Origin of the sequence: Streptosporangium sp. NPDC000509 (genome assembly GCF_042898365.1) — a bacterium.
In the GTDB taxonomy this organism is placed as follows: domain Bacteria; phylum Actinomycetota; class Actinomycetes; order Streptosporangiales; family Streptosporangiaceae; genus Streptosporangium.
On the sequence record NZ_JBIAYX010000005.1, the window covers coordinates 272,720 to 291,556 of the forward strand.

Annotated in this window: 18 protein-coding genes and 3 tRNA genes; 11 read left to right on the plus strand and 10 right to left on the minus strand. The window is 63.4% G+C overall.

Annotation, left to right across the window (positions count from 1 at the left end; all coding sequences use genetic code 11):
• Window positions 1-148: 148 nt before the first annotated feature.
• Window positions 149-499: a metallopeptidase family protein gene (locus ACFY3D_RS12010; RefSeq protein ID WP_389978151.1), complete on the minus strand. Its 351-nt coding sequence runs from the start codon at window positions 497-499 to the stop codon at window positions 149-151.
• 34 nt (window positions 500-533) lie between these two features.
• On the opposite strand from ACFY3D_RS12010, the gene ACFY3D_RS12015 reads away from it, so the two are divergent.
• The 4 genes from ACFY3D_RS12015 to ACFY3D_RS12030 all read left to right on the plus strand — a co-directional run bounded on the left by ACFY3D_RS12015 (window position 534) and on the right by ACFY3D_RS12030 (window position 2,492).
• Entirely contained in the window at window positions 534-2,048 is a 1,515-nt protein-coding gene (locus ACFY3D_RS12015) for a metallophosphoesterase (protein ID WP_389978154.1), read from the plus strand.
• Window positions 2,049-2,139: 91 nt separating this feature from the next.
• Window positions 2,140-2,212 (plus strand) — tRNA-Glu (locus tag ACFY3D_RS12020).
• Window positions 2,213-2,315: 103 nt separating this feature from the next.
• Window positions 2,316-2,390: transfer RNA gene (locus ACFY3D_RS12025), tRNA-Asp, on the plus strand.
• Window positions 2,391-2,418: 28 nt separating this feature from the next.
• Window positions 2,419-2,492, plus strand: a tRNA-Phe gene (locus tag ACFY3D_RS12030).
• Window positions 2,493-3,101: 609 nt separating this feature from the next.
• Here ACFY3D_RS12030 and ACFY3D_RS12035 read toward each other — a convergent pair.
• The 9 genes from ACFY3D_RS12035 to ACFY3D_RS12075 all read right to left on the minus strand — a co-directional run bounded on the left by ACFY3D_RS12035 (window position 3,102) and on the right by ACFY3D_RS12075 (window position 10,358).
• Window positions 3,102-4,373, minus strand: a complete 1,272-nt coding sequence (locus tag ACFY3D_RS12035; protein WP_389978157.1) for a tyrosine-type recombinase/integrase — start codon at window positions 4,371-4,373, stop codon at window positions 3,102-3,104.
• Window positions 4,373-4,552: a helix-turn-helix domain-containing protein gene (locus tag ACFY3D_RS12040; protein WP_389978160.1), complete on the minus strand. Its 180-nt coding sequence runs from the start codon at window positions 4,550-4,552 to the stop codon at window positions 4,373-4,375. Before ACFY3D_RS12040 ends, ACFY3D_RS12035 begins: the two co-directional genes overlap by 1 nt.
• Complete coding sequence (locus tag ACFY3D_RS12045) at window positions 4,545-5,900, minus strand: replication initiator (RefSeq protein WP_389978460.1); 1,356 nt, start codon at window positions 5,898-5,900, stop codon at window positions 4,545-4,547. The genes ACFY3D_RS12040 and ACFY3D_RS12045 overlap by 8 nt, the downstream gene beginning before the upstream one ends.
• Window positions 5,901-6,031: 131 nt before the next feature.
• The gene (locus ACFY3D_RS12050) at window positions 6,032-6,163 is read right to left on the minus strand and encodes a hypothetical protein (RefSeq protein WP_389978163.1); all 132 of its coding nucleotides are present in this window, start codon (window positions 6,161-6,163) and stop codon (window positions 6,032-6,034) included.
• 12 nt (window positions 6,164-6,175) lie between these two features.
• Window positions 6,176-6,805, minus strand: coding sequence for a DUF2637 domain-containing protein (locus ACFY3D_RS12055; protein WP_389978166.1), 630 nt, complete (start codon window positions 6,803-6,805; stop codon window positions 6,176-6,178).
• Window positions 6,806-6,810: 5 nt separating this feature from the next.
• Complete coding sequence (locus ACFY3D_RS12060; protein WP_389978168.1) at window positions 6,811-8,193, minus strand: FtsK/SpoIIIE domain-containing protein; 1,383 nt, start codon at window positions 8,191-8,193, stop codon at window positions 6,811-6,813.
• A complete protein-coding gene (locus tag ACFY3D_RS12065) occupies window positions 8,186-8,524 on the minus strand; it encodes a hypothetical protein (protein ID WP_389780257.1) in 339 nt (112 codons plus the stop codon). The genes ACFY3D_RS12060 and ACFY3D_RS12065 overlap by 8 nt, the downstream gene beginning before the upstream one ends.
• Window positions 8,525-8,850: 326 nt before the next feature.
• Entirely contained in the window at window positions 8,851-10,053 is a 1,203-nt protein-coding gene (locus ACFY3D_RS12070) for a helix-turn-helix domain-containing protein (protein WP_389978171.1), read from the minus strand.
• On the minus strand, window positions 10,050-10,358 hold the full coding sequence (locus ACFY3D_RS12075; RefSeq protein WP_030905153.1) for a putative quinol monooxygenase: 309 nt from the start codon (window positions 10,356-10,358) through the stop codon (window positions 10,050-10,052). Before ACFY3D_RS12075 ends, ACFY3D_RS12070 begins: the two co-directional genes overlap by 4 nt.
• Window positions 10,359-10,585: 227 nt before the next feature.
• Here ACFY3D_RS12075 and ACFY3D_RS12080 point away from each other — a divergent pair, with 227 nt between their 5' ends.
• The 7 genes from ACFY3D_RS12080 (at window position 10,586) to ACFY3D_RS12110 (ending at window position 18,452) form a co-directional block, all read left to right on the plus strand.
• Window positions 10,586-10,918, plus strand: coding sequence for an ATP-binding protein (locus tag ACFY3D_RS12080; RefSeq protein ID WP_389978174.1), 333 nt, complete (start codon window positions 10,586-10,588; stop codon window positions 10,916-10,918).
• The gene (locus tag ACFY3D_RS12085; RefSeq protein WP_389978177.1) at window positions 10,915-11,118 is read left to right on the plus strand and encodes a hypothetical protein; all 204 of its coding nucleotides are present in this window, start codon (window positions 10,915-10,917) and stop codon (window positions 11,116-11,118) included. Before ACFY3D_RS12080 ends, ACFY3D_RS12085 begins: the two co-directional genes overlap by 4 nt.
• Window positions 11,115-11,387 carry a hypothetical protein gene (locus tag ACFY3D_RS12090; RefSeq protein WP_389978180.1) on the plus strand — a complete coding sequence of 91 codons (273 nt, stop codon included), beginning with the start codon at window positions 11,115-11,117 and terminating at the stop codon, window positions 11,385-11,387. The genes ACFY3D_RS12085 and ACFY3D_RS12090 overlap by 4 nt, the downstream gene beginning before the upstream one ends.
• 337 nt (window positions 11,388-11,724) lie before the next feature.
• Window positions 11,725-13,335, plus strand: a complete 1,611-nt coding sequence (locus ACFY3D_RS12095) for a type I restriction-modification system subunit M (protein WP_389978183.1) — start codon at window positions 11,725-11,727, stop codon at window positions 13,333-13,335.
• Between the two features lie 37 nt (window positions 13,336-13,372).
• A complete protein-coding gene (locus ACFY3D_RS12100; RefSeq protein ID WP_389978186.1) occupies window positions 13,373-14,131 on the plus strand; it encodes a hypothetical protein in 759 nt (252 codons plus the stop codon).
• Window positions 14,128-15,390 carry a restriction endonuclease subunit S gene (locus ACFY3D_RS12105; protein ID WP_389978189.1) on the plus strand — a complete coding sequence of 421 codons (1,263 nt, stop codon included), beginning with the start codon at window positions 14,128-14,130 and terminating at the stop codon, window positions 15,388-15,390. The genes ACFY3D_RS12100 and ACFY3D_RS12105 overlap by 4 nt, the downstream gene beginning before the upstream one ends.
• A complete protein-coding gene (locus ACFY3D_RS12110; RefSeq protein ID WP_389978192.1) occupies window positions 15,387-18,452 on the plus strand; it encodes a type I restriction endonuclease subunit R in 3,066 nt (1,021 codons plus the stop codon). The genes ACFY3D_RS12105 and ACFY3D_RS12110 overlap by 4 nt, the downstream gene beginning before the upstream one ends.
• The last annotated feature ends 385 nt before the right edge of the window (window positions 18,453-18,837 follow it).

Below are 18,837 nucleotides of genomic sequence, written 5' to 3' on the forward strand. Positions count from 1 at the left end.
AGGCACACTGACTGTGGGTGTTCACTGTGTAACCTACGGTGCCTGCTGCGAGGCCGCTGCGCAACCGAAAGCGATTAAGCGCATGCAAACTGTGATGATAAGCCGTGACATTCCGGAAAGAAGGCCTTTGACGTGCAGTGCGGGCTACTTACCAGCCCAGCTCGTGCAACCGGTCATCGTCGATGCCGAAATGGTGGGCGATCTCATGAACGACGGTTATCTGAACCTCTTCGATGACCTGGTCCTCGGTCTCGCAGATCGAGCAGATCGGGTTGCGGTAGATCTCGATCCGGTCGGGTAACACTCCTGCGTACCAGTCGCCCCGCTCGGTGAGCGGAATACCCGTGTAGAGGCCCAGAAGATTCGGTTCAGGGGGGTCGTCCACGACGACGAGCACCACGTTGTCCATGACTTTCGTCAGCTCGGGGGGAATGGTGTCCAGGGCTTCGGCCACTAGCTCCTCAAACTTCTCCCGCGAGATCTCGATCACACTCGTCATTCTGCCCCGTGATCCCGGGTAGAGGTGGAGGCGCATGAAATTCGCTGATTGGACCCAGGGAGCCCGCCGTTTCGTCACCGGTCTCGTCACCGGGCGAATCGCCCGCGGCGTGGCCGTCGCCGCCGTCGCCCTGGCCGGTGCGTGGCTCGGCGTCATGCTGGGCGGTGCCGTACGGGCCAACGTCGGCCCGGTGGAGCTCGGCATGTCGGCGGAGCCCTCGTGGACCGGGGAGACCGTCGTCGACGCACACCCCTTCGGCACACTTCTGTTCGACACCCACGACGCCCCCGTCGGCCTCCGCGTGACCCTGCAGAACATCAACCCCGAGCGGGCCCGCGGATTCCTGGACGACCCGCGCTTCTCCGCCGACCGCCTCCCAGCGCTGCTGGAGGAGGAGTTGAGTGCCGGAGTCAGGACGCTGGTCCTGCGCGCCGCGCTCAGCGGCCTGGTGGGCGCCCTGGTGACGTCCCTGATCGTCTTCCGCAGGCCGGGACCGGCCCTGGCGGGCCTGCTGGGCATCACCGTCGCGATCGCCGGTACGGGAGCCGCCGTCGCCCTCACCTTCAGGCCCGACTCGGTGGTGGAGCCCAAGTACACCGGCCTGCTCGCCGGCGCGCCGTCCCTCGTCGGCGACGCCGAGTCGATCGTGACCAGGTTCGAGTCCTACCGGGTCCAGCTCGCCAAGCTCGTCAACAACGTCTCCCAGCTCTACGACACCGTCTCCGCCCTGCCGGTCTACGACGCCGACCCCACCTCGATCCGGGTGCTGCACGTCTCCGACATCCATCTCAGCCCCATCGCCTGGAACCTCATCCGCTCCATCACCGCCCAGTTCAAGATCGACGCGATCATCGACACCGGCGACCTGACCGATCACGGCACGGGCCCCGAGGACAGGTTCACCGAGGAGATCAGCACCTTCGGGGTTCCGTACGTCTTCGTCAGGGGCAACCACGACTCCATGGCCACCCAGCGGGCCGTGGCCAAACAGAAGGGCGCGGTCGTCCTCGACGGCGAGACCAAGACCGTGGCGGGGCTGCGCATCTACGGCATCGGCGACCCCCGGTTCACCCCGGACAAATCCGTCCCCGTCGACTCGAACCTCGAATCGCTCGACGCCCTCGGCCGATCGCACGCCGCCGAACTGGCGAAGCTGCCCAAGCAGGTCGATCTTGTCGCCGTCCACGACCCGACGATCGCCAAGGGGCTCTCCGGAGCGGCCCCGATGGTCCTCGCCGGCCACTCCCACGCGCGATCCACCGAGCTGCTGCCCTCCGGCACCCGCGTCCTGGTCCAGGGATCCACCGGCGGAGCCGGCCTGCGGGCCCTCGAACACGACGAGCCGACCCCCGTCGAGGCCTCCGTTCTGTACTTCGACGCCCACACGAACCGCCTGCGGGCCTGGGACGACATCACCCTGGGCGGGCTGGGCGAGCAGTCGGTTCAGATCCAGCGTCACGTTGAGACCGACCCTGGCCGTACAATTTCTCCTGTGCCGACGACCGCCCCGTCTCCAACGGGGTCCGTCACCGTCACACCGTCGCCGTAGGTCGCAAACCGCTTTGGCAACAGGGCAAAAGTCCCCTATGCTTCAGAGGTCTCCAACGGAAGACGGCAACGGAACGAGACGAGAGTCTTGAGCCCCCATCGTCTAGTGGCCTAGGACACCGCCCTTTCAAGGCGGCGACACGGGTTCGAATCCCGTTGGGGGCACGGCCGAGCCAAGGCTCGCCAGGGAAACGGCAGGTCGAAGACCTCCGGAAAACTGGTAAGCTAAGCGAGGCAAGAACGACCGGGACAAAAGCCCCGGAAGCAAGGTCCTGTAGAGCAGTTTGGAGTGCTCGCCACCCTGTCAAGGTGGAGGTCGCGGGTTCAAGTCCCGTCAGGACCGCTCTGGTAGGTGTTCGATCCACCACCGAGGTCAGGTAGCTCAGTCGGTACGAGCGTCCGCCTGAAAAGCGGAAGGTCGGCGGTTCGACCCCGCCCCTGACCACAGCAACTGAGCAGCACAAACGCCCCGAGCCAATCAAGGCCCGGGGCTTTTTGATGCCTGGTGACAGCAACGCTGACAGCAACGTCGATCCTTGGCTTGCTATGACATTGATATAGGAATCTAGGAATCGCTGCCAACCTCATATGTGTCCGAGCTACGCTAGGTTCTTGCAAGTCGGAACGAGGCCAATGTCGCCAGCAAAACCGCTAGCGACACGGTGAGCTGGCCCGACTCGGTTGGTAGCCGAGCCGGGCGTAGCTACGAAGGGAAGGGCCCGTCCACTAGCTCATAAGAGCTAGTAAAGCCGCCGCTAACGGTGCCAACCTTGTCACGGCGTCTAGGACGGGCCACACCCACGCCCACGATCTTTGTGGACGCCGGTGCTTTGCGGTCACATACATCACCTCCTCTCGCTGTCGGGGCTAAAACACAGCACCCGACATAGATCGGTGAGGAAGCGGTGCGGACTGCTGTCCCGCAGGTGTAGCTGTCCCAGGCTAAAGCAGCGGAGCACGCCGAATCTTGGTATACGCCGAACTTCTAAAAGATCCTCCCGACAAACGAAGATCGCCCTGACCGAAGTGGCCAAGGCGATCTAGGAATTGGGTTTCAGCCGAGCGCATCCCCTAGTTTGCCGAGGGCGTTGCGCTTGTCGTCGAGGGAGACATGGGCGTAGATGGTCATGGTCACTTCGATGTCGCTGTGGCCGACGATGTCGCGGACGACCTGGGGCGGTACGCCGAGGTTGAGCAGCAGGGTCACGCAGGTGTGGCGGAGGTCGTGAAAGCGCATGTCGCCGAGGCCGGCGGCCTTGCGGATGGCTCCCCAGCTTCGTCGGAGGTTGTCCGGCTCCATGGGCGTTCCACGCCGAGACGGAAAGACCAAGCCGTGTTCCTCCCAGTCGTCCCAGCGGTCGGAGCGTTCGGCGAACTGTCGCCTGCGGTGCTCCCGAAGCGCCTCGACGCAGATCGAGGGAAGCGGGACAGTCCGCTCGGAGTCATTGGTCTTGGGCCGGACGAACTGGAGTCGGCCCCCGACCCGCTGGAGGGTCTGGATCACTTCGAGTTTCGCGCCGTCGAGGTCGATGTCCACCCAGCGGAGCCCGAGGAGCTCCCCGCGCCGCAGGCCGAGGCAGAGCGCCAGGACGTAGAGCGCCGACAGCCGATGCTCGTGAGCAGCCTTGAGAACCGCACGCGACTGAGGCACGGTCAGACCGCGATTGACCTTGTACTTGGGAACCGGGACCTTGACGAGCTTGGCCGCATTGCGCGGGATGATTTCCTCTCGTACCGCGGACTCCAGGGCGTTGCGGAGTACGGCGTGTACGGACTGAACCATGCGGGTCGACAGCCGGGACTCGCAGCACTCGCCGTCCTTGAGCGCGCAGCAGACGGGAGTCTCACGAGAGGCGTCCCAGCCATGCTTGCAGCACTGGCACTCGGTGCGGGTCCGGGTGATGAACAGCCGGACCTCCTGGGCGTTGAGCTTGTTCAGCCGCCGCTTGCCCAGGCCGGGAACCAGATGCAGCCGGACGACGCTCTCGTAGCCCTGGTAGGTCTTGGGACGCCGCTCCTCACGGACGATGTACTTGAGCCAGTAGTTCAGGTAGTCGCCGACCGTCCAGTTCTCCGAGGAGACGGGGATGCCCTCGTCGGAGTTCTTGAGAAGCTCGGTCAGCTTCTTCCGCGCGTCTTCCTGGGATCGAGCCGAGCCCTGCACGCGTTTGACGGCTCCGCCCGTGGTGGGCACGAAGGCGGCGTAGCCGTACCGGCCGTCCTTCCGAGGCCAGATGCTTCCCTCACCGTTGGAGCGCTTCCGCATGCGGCGCTTGCTCTGCCGCTTCGGCTCTTCTTCGGGCGTACCGAGTGCTGTCCTGGTCATCACGCCGCCTCCATCAGGTTGTGGATGCACTCGGCCACCGCGTCGACCGGGATGAGACGGCGACGGCGGATCTTCAGGCTTCGGATCTCGTTCGAGCGGATCAGGCAGTAGAGGGTCCACCGGCTCACCCGGAGGCGAGCGGCGGCCTCGTCGACGGTCAGGAGTTGCTCGTCATCCATGCGCGGCCTCCGGCGGGAGTGTGGGAGGGAGTAGATCGGTGCCGCTTAAGGCGGCGGCGAGGAGCCGTTCACCGGCAGACAGACCCTGTCCGGCGTAGTCCCAGTGGGAGGTGATGAGCACGGTGTCCTCTTCGAAGAGGGGGAGTCGGCCGGTGCTGACGGCCTCGTCGCGCATGTGGTCGGCCCGGTCGGCACGGAGGTCGCCGAGGGTGGTGGAGTAGCGCCGTGACTTCGTGGAGAAGTGGCCGCGGAAGCCGAGCATGTGAGCCCATTGCACGAGCCGGAATTCGGTCAGCTCGTCGAGCACGCCCAGGCGCAGGCACTCGGCGATGAGCCGTCGAGGGTGGTCGCGGATCGGCAGGGCGGCCAGGTCGTCGAGGAGGTTGATGCGCCGGTCCAGCGTGCCGACGCACTCGGCGGCTTTGGTCGCGTACTTGGCGATGTAGGCGGCGACGGCCTGTTCGGAGAGGTCGCCGTCCATGCTGATCTGCCGGACGTCGAGCTGCGCACCCCACCGGAAGACCCGCGTTGGTTCACCGGGAACCTTCGGCACGGTCACCGCGACCGCCGAGGCGGCATGCCGTACGGCGTCCGTCATCAGGTCGGCCGTCGCCCAGGCCGAGGGAGCCGTGACCGGTCCCTCCGAGCCGTCGAGGCGGATCACGGCATGGAAGTGGACGACCCCGCGCCGTTGGTACTCGGCCACCTTGGCGAAGGAGATGACGGCCTGTTCCCGTAGTTCCCGTTGGGTCAGTCCGGCGTTCTTGGCGATGCGTCGGCGCAGTGCCTCGGTGAAGCGTCGCCACAGCTCCGGGGACATCGCGTTGAACAGCACCGAGCCCGCGTAGTCGTAGCACTCCGGGCACAGCGGTTCACCGAGGCACGGTTCGTCGGCCCCATGCCGGGAGATGCAGGACATGACCCGTCCGTGCGGACACGTCTCGGCGTCGCGGCGGGCGTGACAGGGCAGGACCTTGCCGTTCTTCTCTCGTCGTACGTGCACCGGTCCGAAGGACGGCGCGGTGAGTGTGACGAACAGGCAGGGGTGCGCGCTCACCGAGGCCGGGACACCCTTGCCACCGACCAGGCCCGCGCGCACCAGCTGGTAGGTGTCAGCCCGGTAGGTCTCGGCGCAGGACGGGCAGCGGGTCGCGCGGCGGGTCTTGCAGGCCACCCGCAGTACGCCGTCCGGTTCCAGGTGGGTGCTGTAGCGGTGCAGGAGCGTGCCGGTCGCGCGGTCCCAGTATTCGACCTTTCCGCGCAGGTGGATCGGCTGTCGGCAGCCGCCGGTCCGGCGGATCTGGGAGGCCCAGCGCTCATAGTGGGGATCGCGGAGCCGGGAGATCATTCCGGCTACCGCGTGTGGATCGGTCAGGGTGGGCAAGATGGGTTCCGTCCTGTGCAGAGTGATCTGTGAGGGATGGCCCCCGGCGTGGCGCGGAACTTGGCGGTTGTGTGGCCACGCGGGGGCGCTCACGGCTATGCGCCGTGGTTGTCGATCCCGATGCCGTCGCAGTCGGGGCAGGTCTCGCCGTCACCGGTGACGCCGGTTCCGTTGCAGGTGCAGCAGCGGTAACGAACCACCTGGAGTGGCTCGGTCTCGGCAGGCATGGAGAACTCCCTTCACGCCGTGCGCAGGTGGCGCAGTAGGTCGGAGGCGAGCTGGCCGGAGACGCCCAAACGGGCGCGTAGCAGGTCGAGGGTGATGGGCTTGCCGTGCTTGGCGTGATGCTCGTCGGCCACGCGGCGGGCGTAGTCGAGGAGCGCGGGAGACGGTTCGGCGCCGTCGCCCTGGTCGTCGTCGGAGACGGGGAGGAGAACCGGAAGCGCGGTGACCGACTCGGGTACGGCCGGGGAGGGTTCGGGGCGGGGACCGGTCGCCCGGCGTTCCAGTATTGAGACGGCGATCAGGAACGCCGCAGCGGGAATCCCTGCTGTCAGCCAGCCCCACACAGAAGGTTCGGCTTGATGGAGGTTGGCGGCCAGGGACAGGACGATCCCGGCGACGAGGACGAAGGTCGGCCAGGAGAGCGGACCGGTTCGCTTGCGGCCGATCTCCTTGTCGCGTTGGCGTTCACGGGCGGCCATGACGCAGGTCAGATCGACGCACACGGCCACCGCCCAGGCCATCCAGCCCGTCTGCCCGTGCTCCACCGCTGTCTTCCGTACGTGGGAGAAAGAGCCGGCACCGGCGATGAGCGCCAGGACGATGACGGGACCGGAGTCCAGCAACCAGGAGGCGAGGCGTCGCATGGTGGTCAGCCCTTCCGGAGTTCCGGGAGTACGGGGTCAGGGGTGAGGAACTCGGCGAGGTCGGCATCGGTCACCTCGGCGCAGTGGGTACCGGCCGTGATCTCCGCCCAGGACGGAGTGAGATTGGCGTAGGTGTGAGTGGCGTCTTCGGCGGCCTGCTCGGAGACGTAGAAGGAGCGCGCCCGGTACCACTGGCCGTCCTGTCCGGCCACGATCGCGACGCCGGGTGTCTCGGAGGCGATGGCCCGAGCGGAGACGAGCGCCGCAGGGTCGAGATCGCCGAGGGTCATGGTCGCGGTTTCGGGATCGTTGACGCGATGGCAGATCCGTCCCGAGCACTGAGCGCGCAGCGCAGTGACGCCGGGACCGAGGTCGGAGCCGATGCGCTGGCCGCAGCAGAACAGATAGATCCCGAACGCCCGCCCGAGCTGGGCAACCCGCAGCAGCGCCGTTGACGTCTTGGCGATCTCGTCTTTCTCGGACTTGTCGGCCATCAGATACAGCTCGGCCAGTTCGTCGACCAGGACCACGACGGGAACCGGCCGCCGGTCGCTGGACAGCTGCCAGATGTTGCGCGCTCCGGCCGTACGGCACACGGCCATCCGGTTGGCCATCAGCGCGACGAGGTCATCCAGCAGTTCCACACATTCGGTGCGGGAGGTGGCCAGCGCTGAGAGGCGAGGTTCGTAGGGGGTGAACTCGACCCCGCCCTTGAGGTCGAAGCCGACGAGCGCGACCGGTTGCGGGGAGAGTCCGATGATCAGGGCGTTGGCCAGGTTCGACTTGCCCGATTGGGTGGCGCCCGCGTTGAGCCAGTGCGGGACCGTCCGGAAGTCGATGACCCAGGGGGAGCCGGTCTCCAACCGGCCGACGGTGACTTTGAGGAGTTCGGTCGAGACGGGAACCTGACTGATCCGGACCAGCGGGTCTCGGATGGTCGCGGCGAGGGTGACGCGGCCCCGTTTGGTCGAGGAGACGCGTACGGCGTGTACGCGCCAGGAGTGCGCGAGCCGGTCGGCGACCTGGGCGTAGTCCTCGGGGATCTGTCCCTCCAGGAGACGGACGGTGACGCGCCAGCCGTGACGGGTCGGCATGGGCAGCCACATCCACGGCTTGGTGTCGACCGCGACTCGTTGCAGGCGTCGCTTGACGCGGACGAGGCCGGTCGAGGAGATCAGGCCGGGGACGGTGGTGAACCAGAAGCGCTGCCGCTTCTTGGTCAGTCCGCAGCCCAAGGTGACCTTGCGCCAGGTGAAGCGGACCGTGACGGCGGTCAGCGGGTAGCCGAGGCACAGCCAGAAGGACCGGTGGTGCCAGCGGTGCCAGGCCCAGAGCCCGGCCACCGAGGTGGCCAGGACTCCGAGCGTGAGGAGAAGACCGTCAGACACCGCGTGCCTCCACGGTGGTGGCGGCCAGGAGTGCCGAGGCGCGGTAGGCGATGCCCCAGCGGCCGGACAGTTCCCAGACGTAGCCGACCAGGCCGACAGGCTTGACCTCGTTGCCGGGGAAGACCGAGGGCTCTCCGACGACGCCGATCTTGACCAGCTCGATCTTGCCGAAGGCGTCCTCAACGGAGAACAGCACCTCGTAGACGGTCTGGCCGCTGGCCTTGTCGGTCTTCAACTCGCCGGTCTCCTTGTTCACGATGCGCGGGCACGGAGCCTTCACGCAGATGAACTGGAGCCGGGAGACATCGACCGGGATGGGGATGTTGCGCATGCTGAAAACACCTCTCGTCTGCCTACTGAGCAGGGCATGGGGGACGAGGGAGATCGCACGCCGTCAGAACCGAACGCGATAGCATCGAAGCGCCAACTAGGGTGCTGACCGCATCCGGCCTGGGCGGGTCTCCCGCTCAGGCCACTTTCATGTGTGGCCTGTCTCCGCTCTTCAAGAGCGGTCTTTCGCTATTTGCCCCTGAAACGCAGAAGAGCGTTTGCGTTGGGCTGTCACCTCCTGTTGGGGAGAGCTTCAGCGTCAACACAAACGCTACCTCGCACCGCGAGTACCTGCTAGTACTTTTAGTATTAGTGCACGTACTTTTTCTACACTCCAACTCGGTCGGCGAGTTCCCGCAGCTCAGACGAGGGCGGGTCTTGCATGGTCAGCAAATCGGACACCAGCTGGTAGGTGATTCGGTGGTTCCGTATCTGTTCCGGCGTGATGGCTTCGGCTTCCAGCAGTGCGGACACGGCCTCTGCGACCTGACGACGCTGGGCATGAGCGCGAGCAAGGTCTATCTGGAGCCGCGCGCGCCGCTCACTCGAAAGCGGCGAGGTGTCGACCGCCGTCCCGACTCGCAGCGCGTGACCGGCGTCTCCCAGCTCGACCGCCACCGCCACCTCGTGAAGCGCGACGTTGGCCGGACCGAACTCGGTGTTGTAGTCGTTGCGTCCCTCTTCCAACCGCTCCGCGACCTCACGAGCCCGCGCCAGGTGCTGGTACGCGGTGTCCGCCTCGTTCAGCCGGGAAGCGGCCACGGCCCGCTGCAGGGTAAGTCCACCCCACAGCGACATGGCCTCGGGCTTGCCCTCGTCGACCATGAACCACAGAGCCTCGGCGGCCGTACGAGCCGTCTCCTCCACCTGGTCGAAGTGACGCGCACCCAGGAAGACGAAGCCGAGCCGGAAAGCGCCGGCCGCCATCATCAGCGCGTTGCCCGCCCGCTCCGCGGCGACGATCGCCCGATCTGCGGCGATCCACGCGGCCTCGGGCTCACCGAGCTTGGCGAGCGCGGCCGAGCACGCCTGGTAGGTCACCGCGAGCAACTCGAACAGCTCCGCCCGCCGCTCCTCAGGAGCCGATCGAGCAGCCGACTCCAACGCGGGCACCAGACCCCGCAGCAGATCGGCCAGCTCCACATACCGGCTCTCGTGCGTCAGGTCCCAGGCCCGATCGACCCGCGGCTTGATCTCCGACGTGGCCGGGACAGGGGCCGAGTGCAGCATGGCCCGCAGGGAGTGTGCTCCCGACAGCACCAGGCGCAGACCGGCCGTTCCCGGAATCTCCTCGGCGGAAGCGGCGACTACCGGCGCCTCGGCGGCCAGCTCTGAGAGCGGGATGTCGAGAGCCTCGGCGACCTTCTCCAGTACCGACATGCGATCGACCTTGCGGACCCCGCGCTCCACCTGCGAGATCCACGCCACCGACCGATCGACCAGCCGCGCCAGCTCCGGCTGTGACAGGCCGCGTCGCTTGCGTTCCTGGGCGATGCGTCGCCCCAGGGCTCTTTGGTACTCGGTGCTCACCCCGCCGTTCCCTTGCCGCTCTGGAGGGTGAGCCAGTCGACCTCGACCGAGGACAGCAGCTCTTCCCGAGCGCCCAGGAACCGCTTGGTGTGCTCCTGCTCCTCGTGGGTGTCGAAGGCCGCGCGGTCCCGGTAGAGCTCGTAGAAGATCCGCTGGAGCGGCTGGCCGTCGACCCGGTGCGATGCGTACACCAGCGTTCCCGGCTCACCGTCGCGGATCTTCTCGATGGTCTCGCCGACCAGCTGATCGAATGCCTCGGCGGTTGCCTCGTCCTTACAGGTGAATCGGACCATCAGACCGAACATGGGTGTCCTCCTTCGTCGGAGCCTCTACGAGATCAGTACTTATTGTGCGGCGCAAGTACCCCAAGTGGCTTGCACTATAAGTATGGTACTCGTACTTTAAGTATCAGTCACATGGCGAGTGCCCCTGACCTGCTTGATCGCGAGGTGAGCCGACGATGACCCCACCCCCAGACAGCCGTGAAGGCGCCGGAAGATGGCACCGAACCTTCCTTGGAGAGAAGGAACAGGTGCGCGCGGCCCGCCGCTTCGTGAAGACTCACCTCCCCGACCACCCGGACGCCGAACTCATCGCCAGCGAACTGGCGACCAACGCCGTCGAGCACACGCGCACGGGACAGCCGAACGGACTCTTCACCGCGACCGTCAAGCGCCACCCCGACGGCACCGCCTACATAGAGATCGCCGACCAGGGCGGCCCCGCCGCGTTCGGCCTCCCTACCCCCAACCGCGAAGGCGGACGAGGGCTCTACCTCGTGACCGCCCTCACCAGCGCATGGGGAGTCAAGGGCGACGCCGCCGGCCGAACGGTCTGGGTCGAGCTACCCCCACCCGCTCCATGAGCACCACACCCCCAGCGCTACGCATTCTCCGCGAGCGCTTCCCCGCCTGGGCGTTCCTCTACAACCCCTTCGCGTATCGGTGGTTCGCCCTCCATGGCCGCACGACCACGCTCACCGCTGACACCGCCGAGGAACTCGCGGCCCGCGTCGAGCGCTTCCAGTCACGCCGCCCTCTGATCAGACCTCAACCGCGGCGATGACTTGTACCCATCACGCGATCACGCTGGCCTGCCCGATCGAGTGCCTCAGGCCCGTGCTGTCCGCCAGGGCCTACAACCCGCTCACGCAAGCCTGCGGAGCTTCGTTCGACCGGCTCGACACGGTCGCAGACGTCATCACGCTTTTGCGCACACGCCAGCTCAATCAGGTCTGGGGCCTCGGTCCCCGGCGTATCGGCGAGATCGAAGTAACCCTGGTGTTCGTCGGCTTGACCTGCGACCACGGCAGTCCGCTCAGCGACAACCTGTGAAGCACCAGGTAAGAACGTCGTAACAGCTACCATGCGTTCAAGATCATCGGAGTTCGCCTACTCCGGATGAGAACTTTCTCTACGGTTTCAAGGCGCGTGCCGCCTGCGGCGTCTCGCGCGCATGGGCGGTCGCTGGCCGCGCTGCGGCTCTTCGGCCGGTCGCGGCCAGCACCGCCCACGCGCTGAGGAACACCCACGCCGACAGCCAGATGCCGAATCAGTGCGTTACCGAGTACAGCGGGGTCTGTAACAACGAGCATTCACGTTGGCGCGGTCTTGGGGATCTTCCGCCATTGGCGGCGCGAGATGTCGGCGGGCTCTGGTAAGACTTCATCTTGTGACGACCGTGCCAGCCTGGACTATCAATGCTGAGGACCGTAAGAAGGAACAGGAGCGAGCTGAGCTTCACCGGGTGATCTGGAAGATCGCCAACGATCTACGTGGAAGCGTGGATGGCTGGGACTTCAAGACGTATGTGCTGGGGGTGCTGTTCTACCGGTTCATCTCCGAGAACCTGACGGCCTACCTCAACGAGGCGGAGCGCAGTGCAGGCAACGAGGACTTCGATTATCGTTACCTGTCCAACGCGGATGCCGAGCTCGGGCGTGAGGAGACGGTCAAGGAGAAGGGTTTCTTCATCCTGCCCCAGGACCTCTTCGCGAACGTCCGCGAGCGGGCCAACAGGGACGAGAACCTTAACGAGACTCTGGCGCGGGTGTTTACCAACATTGAGGCCAGTGCGGTTGGTACCGCTTCCGAGGATGACATCAAGGGTCTCTTCACTGACCTCGACGTCAACAGTGGCAAGCTCGGCCCGACCGTCGTGAAGCGCAACGAGAAGCTGGTCAAGCTCCTCGATGCAATCGGGTCGCTGGACTTCGGCAACGGCGAGTTCAACGAGAACACCATCGACCTGTTCGGTGACGCCTATGAGTACCTGATGCAGATGTACGCGTCCTCGGCCGGCAAGTCCGGCGGGGAGTACTACACGCCGCAGGAGGTCTCCGAGCTGCTCGCTAGGATCACCGTTGTCGGCAAGACCGAGGTGAACAAGGTCTATGACCCCGCCTGTGGCTCGGGTTCGCTGCTACTGAAGTTCAAAAAGGTGCTGCCCAATGGGGTGCGGCAGGGTTACTTCGGTCAGGAGATCAACCTGACCACCTACAACCTGTGCCGGATTAACATGTTCCTGCACGATGTTCCGTACGAGAAGTTCGACATCGCCCACGGCGACACGCTGATTGACCCGTACCACTGGGACGACGAGCCATTCGAGGCGATCGTTTCCAACCCGCCGTACTCCACGCGCTGGGAAGGTGATTCGAACCCGCTGCTGATCAACGACGAGCGGTACGCCCCCGCCGGTGTGCTGGCGCCGAAATCGAAGGCTGACCTGGCGTTCACGATGCACATGTTGTCGTGGCTGGCGGTCAACGGCACGGCCGCAATCGTCGAGTTCCCCGGTGTGCTATACCGCGGCGGTGCGGAGCAGAAGATCCGCAAGTACTTGATCGACAACAACTACGTCGACACCGTCATCCAGCTCCCACCGGACCTCTTCTTCGGGGTGACAATCGCGACCTGCATCATTGTGCTGAGGAAGTCGAAGATCGACAACCAGGTGCTCTTCATCGACGCCTCGGCCGAGTTCATGCGTCAGGGCAATAAAAACAAGCTCGCCGCCAGCCACCAAGCCAAGATCTTGGAGACGTTCACGCGCCGGGAGGCCATCGACCACTTCGCAGCCATGGTCGACTACGAGACTATCCGTGACAACAAGTACAACATCGCGGTTAGTTCGTACGTCGCGGCCGAGGACACCCGCGAAGCGGTCGATATCAAGGCGTTGAACGTCGAAATTGCTCGGATAGTCGCCCGCCAAGCTGAGCTGCGCACCCAAATCGACGCCATTGTCGGCGACCTGGAATCTGTCGATGCGACTGTCTGAATTATTGTCCAAAGCCCCTGTGAAGGAGGAGGCACAGGTGGAGCGCTTCCTCAATGCTCGCCTGCCTTGGGGTAAACACAAGACGATCGAGGTCGGCAAGGTCGCTATCAATTTCAAGTGCAAGACCTGCGACAACGTTCGGACGTTCATGTCGGGTGACAAGCTGTCCTGCCTCGGTGTTGGTGATCGGGTGGTGAGCATCGACGCGTGCCTCAAATGCCCAGTCTGCAAAGCGACCGTAGAAGCTTGGTTCCTCGTGGTGTCCAGGGATGAACTGGACGGACAGGCGCCGACCGTGCGGTTGGAGCGCTACGTAGACAACCGGCGCGGCATGGCGAGTCGGGTCGAAGTCGGCGCCGGTGATTTCGATGATCTGTTGGAGCGTGCGCAGCTCGCCTACGAGGTACAACTTGGTACGGGGGCTATGGTTTACCTTCGGAAAATCTTTGAAGCGATCACCAAGCAGGTCGCAGATATTGCAGGCATATCCACCACCGGAAACAATGGTGGTCGCAAGCCGTTCCGCAACCTCCTGCAAGAGGTTGATGAACAGCATCACATTATTCCGGCGGCATTCTCCAGTGACGGATACAAGTTATTCAGTGAGCTGAGTGAGATCGTTCACGGAGATTCAAGTGAGGAAATTGCCCTGCAGAAGTACCACCCCTGCCGAAGTTTGGTCATCGGCATCATCCGGAATGTCGCCAGCGATCAGGAGATGAAGCGGGCGATCGATGCACTTGGGTGGACTATAAACCAGTTGAACGTGCCTTCGAGTGGGGCGATGGCACCATGAGTGAGATCGACAGGCTGCTTGCCGAGCACTGCCCGGATGGTGTTGAGGTCAAGATGCTCGGCGAGATCGGAACCTTCATCCGGGGACGCCGCTTTACCAAAGCTGACATGGTCAAGAAAGGTATCCCCTGTATCCACTACGGGGAGATCTACACTGAATACGGTGTGTCCACGGAATCTACAATCTCTCACGTAAGAGAGGACTTGCGTAACCAGCTGCGCTACGCGCAGCCGGGGGACGTGATCGTTGCTGGCGTCGGGGAGACGGTCGAGGACGTGGGCAAGGCCGTGGCTTGGCTCGGCGAAGGAGAGGTCGCGTTCCACGATGACTCGTTCCTGTTCCGGAGTGAACTTGATCCGACCTACGTCTCCTACTATTTCCAGACCAGTACCTTTCGTACTGAAAAGGAACAGCATGTCTCCCGCGCCAAAATGAAGCGGCTCTCCAGTAGTGGCTTGAGTAGGATCACGATCCCGGTTCCGCCGCCTGAGGTGCAGTGCGAGATCGTGCGGATTCTCGATAATATGACTGAGTTGCGAGCTGAGTTGCGAGCTGAGTTGCAAGCCGAGCTGCAAGCCCGAACCCGCCAATATGGGCACTACCGTGATCTGATGCTTCGTCTGCCTGCGTCGGGAAAGTCATGGCCTAAGGTCAAGTTGCGCGAAGTTGCTGATATTCGCGTCGGATTCGCATTCAAGAGCAAAGAATTCTCCGAAGATCCTGCTGCAATACGTCTGATCCGAGGAGACAACATCGGACAGGGCCGTCTCAAGCATAAAGGCTACAAGCGCTGGCTCCGGAACGAGAATGACGCACTCGATCCCTTTTTGCTCAGAGAAGGCGACGTAGTCTTGGCGATGGACCGACCATGGATCCCGGCCGGTCTAAAGTGGGCGCAGATCAAGGAAGGCGATGTGCCGGCTTTGCTCGTACAGCGTGTGGCGCGGATGCGAGCTCATTCTGCGCAAGTTGATGAGCGGTTCTTGGGTCGACTGATCGACTCACCGAACTTCACCGAATATGTGCTCAGCGTGCAGACGGGAAACACCGTGCCTCACTTGAGTGGTGCGCAGATCGGCAACTACGAATTCCGCTTGCCGTCGCGTGCAGAGCAAGTTCATCTTGCTGAGCGACTTGAGGCCTTTGATGCACTGATGAACGACCTATCGACGGGCCTTCATGCCGAGATTGATGCTCGGCGGAACCAGTATGAGCACTACCGGGACAAGTTGCTGAAGTTTGAGAAGCGGGTGGCGTGAGTCAGGGCGGCGGTGCGGAGGCACCGGACTCGGCGCTGCGGTACGAGCCGATTGCGGTGAGCGACGAGGCGACGGTGGTCGCCACGTACGAACCGGACGGCGGCAGTGATCAGAGCTACCAGTCTGAGGCGGAGCTTGAGGCCAGTTTCATTAAGATGCTGGGACACCAAGCGTACGAGCGACTTCACATCACGTCGTCGGCTGACTTGGAGGCAAACCTTCGTAGACAGCTAGAGCTGTTGAACAATGTGGTCTTCAGCGACGATGAGTGGAAATGGTTCTTCACCAAGAAGATCGCCTCGAAGAATGAGGGCGTCGTTGAGAAGACATCGCGCATCCAGGAGGACCCGATCCAGGTCCTCGCGCGTGACGACGGCACGAGCAAGAACATCAAGCTGATCGACAAGTCGAACATCCATGCCAACCGACTCCAGGTGATCAATCAGTACGAGACGGTCGGTGAGGGGGCTGGGACGGCTCGCAAGCATCGCTATGACGTGACGATCCTGGTCAACGGGTTGCCGCTAGTACATGTAGAGCTGAAGCGGCGGGGGGTGCCCTTGAAGGAGGCATTCAACCAAATCAACCGCTACCAGAGGGAGTCGTTCTGGACCGATGCCGGCCTGTTTGAGTACGTCCAGATCTTTGTGATCTCCAATGGTACGCACACCAAGTATTACGCGAACACGACGCGAGCACGGAAGGTGGCCGAAGCCGAGGGCGGTAAGCGTGCACGGAAACAGTCCTCGAACTCGTTCGAGTTCACCTCCTGGTGGACCGATGCGAAGAACCGGCGTATCGGTGACCTGACCACGTTCACCCGGACCTTCTTCGTCAAGCACACGCTGCTGAATGTGCTGACGAAGTACAGCGTCTTCGACGTCTCCCGCACGCTGTTAGTGATGCGGCCCTACCAAATCGTGGCAGCCGAGCGGATCCTGCAGCAGATCGTCTCCTCGGGGAACATAAAGTCGACCAGGTCAGAGGCTGGTGGCTACATCTGGCACACCACCGGGTCGGGCAAGACGCTGACGTCGTTCAAGACCGCGCAACTGGCCTCGAAAATGGAGGGCATCGACAAGGTCCTCTTCGTTGTGGACCGCAAGGACCTCGACTACCAGACGCTACTAGAGTACAACCGGTTCGAGAAGGACTCGGTCAACGGATCACGCTCGACTGCGGAGCTTAAACGGCGGCTGCAAGACCCGAACGCCACGATCATCGTGACCACGATCCAGAAGCTGTCGCGGTTCATCGAGCAGAACAAGGGCCACGAGATCACCACGGGTCGTGTGGTGCTGATCTTCGACGAATGCCACCGCAGCCAGTTCGGCGACATGGGCAATGCAGTGCGCAAGGCGTTCCGTCGCTCCCACCTGTTCGGGTTCACTGGCACCCCGATCTTCCCGGAGAACGCGGGCGGTGCGACTAAGGACACTACCGAGAAGATCTTCGGCGACCGGCTGCACACCTACACGATCGTGGACGCGATCAACGACGGAAACGTTCTGCCCTTTCGAGTCTCCTACCTGAATACGGTGCGAGCCAAGGACGAGGTCGAGGACAAACAGGTCGAGGCCATCGACACCGAGGAGGTGCTGCGCAATCCAGAGCGAATCGGATTGAACGTGGGCTACATTCTCGACCACTTCGATACCAAGACCATGCGCACTCAGGGTTACAGCTTGGGTGAGAAACGGGTGCGTGGTTTCAACTCGATGCTGGCGACTGCGTCAATCCCCGCGCTGAAGATCTACTATGACGAGTTCGCTCGGCAACAGGCTGAACGCGCAGCCGCGGACCTGTCCTACCAGCCGCTCAAGATCGCCACGATCTTCAGCTACGCGGCCAACGAGGACGAGCAGGTCGGCGGTGTCCTCGATGACGAGGCGATGGACACCGACAAACTCGACGCCTCCTCCCGCGATTTCCTCGAACGCGCGATCAGTGACTACAACGCAGCTTTCGGCACGATGTACGACACTTCGGGGGCGAAGTTTGAGAACTACTATAAGGACCTTTCGCGTCGGGTGAAGGAGCGTGAGGTCGACCTGGTCATCGTCGTCAACATGTTCTTGACCGGGTTCGACGCAACCACGCTGAACACGCTGTGGGTGGACAAGAACCTCAAGTCCCACGGCCTGATCCAGGCGTTCTCCCGCACTAACCGGATCCTCAATTCAGTCAAGACCTACGGCAATATTGTCTGTTTCCGTAACTTGGAGAAAGCCGTCGACGACGCTTTGGCGCTCTTCGGTAGCTCCGAGGCCCGAGGTGTCGTTCTACTCAAGCCGTACGCCGAGTACCACGCTGCGTACGTCAGTCTGGTTGGGCGGCTCCTGGAACAGTATCCGCCCGGCACCGAACCGTACGGCGAGGCGGCCGAGAAGGCATTTGTCGTGCTCTTCGGCCAGATCCTGAGGTTGCGCAACATCTTGACCTCCTTCGACGAGTTCGCCGAGGACGAGTCGTTGACACCGAGACAGCTGCAGAACTACACCAGCGTCTACAACGCCCTATGGGAGAAGCACCGCAAGCGCGACGCCGGGGAGAAGGAGTCGATCCTCGACGACGTCGTATTCGAGATCGAGCTCATAAAGCAGGTTGAGGTCAACATCGACTACATCCTGATGCTGGCGCAGAGGTGGCGTGACGAGGGCCAAGCCAAGATGGGCGAGGAAGGCAGGACGCCATTACGTGCCATCGAGGACGCCGTCGACGCCAGCCCATCACTGCGGAACAAGAAGGACCTGATCATGGAGTTCGTCGACTTCATATCGGTCACAGGCGAGGTCAGCGACGACTGGCGCATCTTCGTCACCCAACGACAAGAAGCCGAACTCACCGAGATCATCGATGCCGAGCGCCTCCGACCCGAGCAGACGAAGTCATTCATCGAAGTGGCCTTCCGCGACGGGGCGATCGCGACCAACGGAACGGCGATCACTCAGATCCTGCCACCGGTCTCCCGCTTCGCGAGGGATAACAATCTCGGCGCCAAGAAGCAGCGCGTCATCACGAAGCTGAACGCATACTTCGAGCGCTTCTTCGGTCTGGCCTGAAAGACACTGCCACCGCAGGTTATCCGGTTTTCCTTCGGAGCTTGGCCGCCCAGCGATGTGAGTCACGTGTCGTCAGATGACGGGCGCAGTCAGGTGCCAGCGGAACATGCGCGGGATGATCAGGGATGGCGAGCGACTGTGAAGCTGCGTTTCTGCAGGTCAGCTCCCCATGGGAAAGTCACAGTCCGAGCTCTCCTGATGCGGGTGTCTCTGTCGAATCCCATGGCAGGGCCGTGACGATCGCTGACTTCGGTAACCGCCGTTGGTTGCTGGGGCGATCGACGCCAAGCCCCTCCTTCGTCGGAACTTGCCACCGGTTGCCATGGCTGAGGTGACAGCAGCGCTGACAGCAACGTCCCCACACACGGACTCACTTCGGCTACCG

Bases quoted from the DNA above. Each gene is read 5' to 3' on its own strand.
- ACFY3D_RS12010 (WP_389978151.1), bottom strand. From the start codon at position 499: ATGACGAGTGTGATCGAGATCTCGCGGGAGAAGTTTGAGGAGCTAGTG.
- ACFY3D_RS12015 (WP_389978154.1), top strand. From the start codon at position 534: ATGAAATTCGCTGATTGGACCCAGGGAGCCCGCCGTTTCGTCACCGGT.
- ACFY3D_RS12035 (WP_389978157.1), bottom strand. From the start codon at position 4,373: ATGACCAGGACAGCACTCGGTACGCCCGAAGAAGAGCCGAAGCGGCAG.
- ACFY3D_RS12040 (WP_389978160.1), bottom strand. From the start codon at position 4,552: ATGGATGACGAGCAACTCCTGACCGTCGACGAGGCCGCCGCTCGCCTC.
- ACFY3D_RS12045 (WP_389978460.1), bottom strand. From the start codon at position 5,900: ATGATCTCCCGGCTCCGCGATCCCCACTATGAGCGCTGGGCCTCCCAG.
- ACFY3D_RS12050 (WP_389978163.1), bottom strand. From the start codon at position 6,163: ATGCCTGCCGAGACCGAGCCACTCCAGGTGGTTCGTTACCGCTGCTGC.
- ACFY3D_RS12055 (WP_389978166.1), bottom strand. From the start codon at position 6,805: ATGCGACGCCTCGCCTCCTGGTTGCTGGACTCCGGTCCCGTCATCGTC.
- ACFY3D_RS12065 (WP_389780257.1), bottom strand. From the start codon at position 8,524: ATGCGCAACATCCCCATCCCGGTCGATGTCTCCCGGCTCCAGTTCATC.
- ACFY3D_RS12075 (WP_030905153.1), bottom strand. From the start codon at position 10,358: ATGTTCGGTCTGATGGTCCGATTCACCTGTAAGGACGAGGCAACCGCC.
- ACFY3D_RS12085 (WP_389978177.1), top strand. From the start codon at position 10,915: ATGAGCACCACACCCCCAGCGCTACGCATTCTCCGCGAGCGCTTCCCC.
- ACFY3D_RS12090 (WP_389978180.1), top strand. From the start codon at position 11,115: ATGACTTGTACCCATCACGCGATCACGCTGGCCTGCCCGATCGAGTGC.
- ACFY3D_RS12105 (WP_389978189.1), top strand. From the start codon at position 14,128: ATGAGTGAGATCGACAGGCTGCTTGCCGAGCACTGCCCGGATGGTGTT.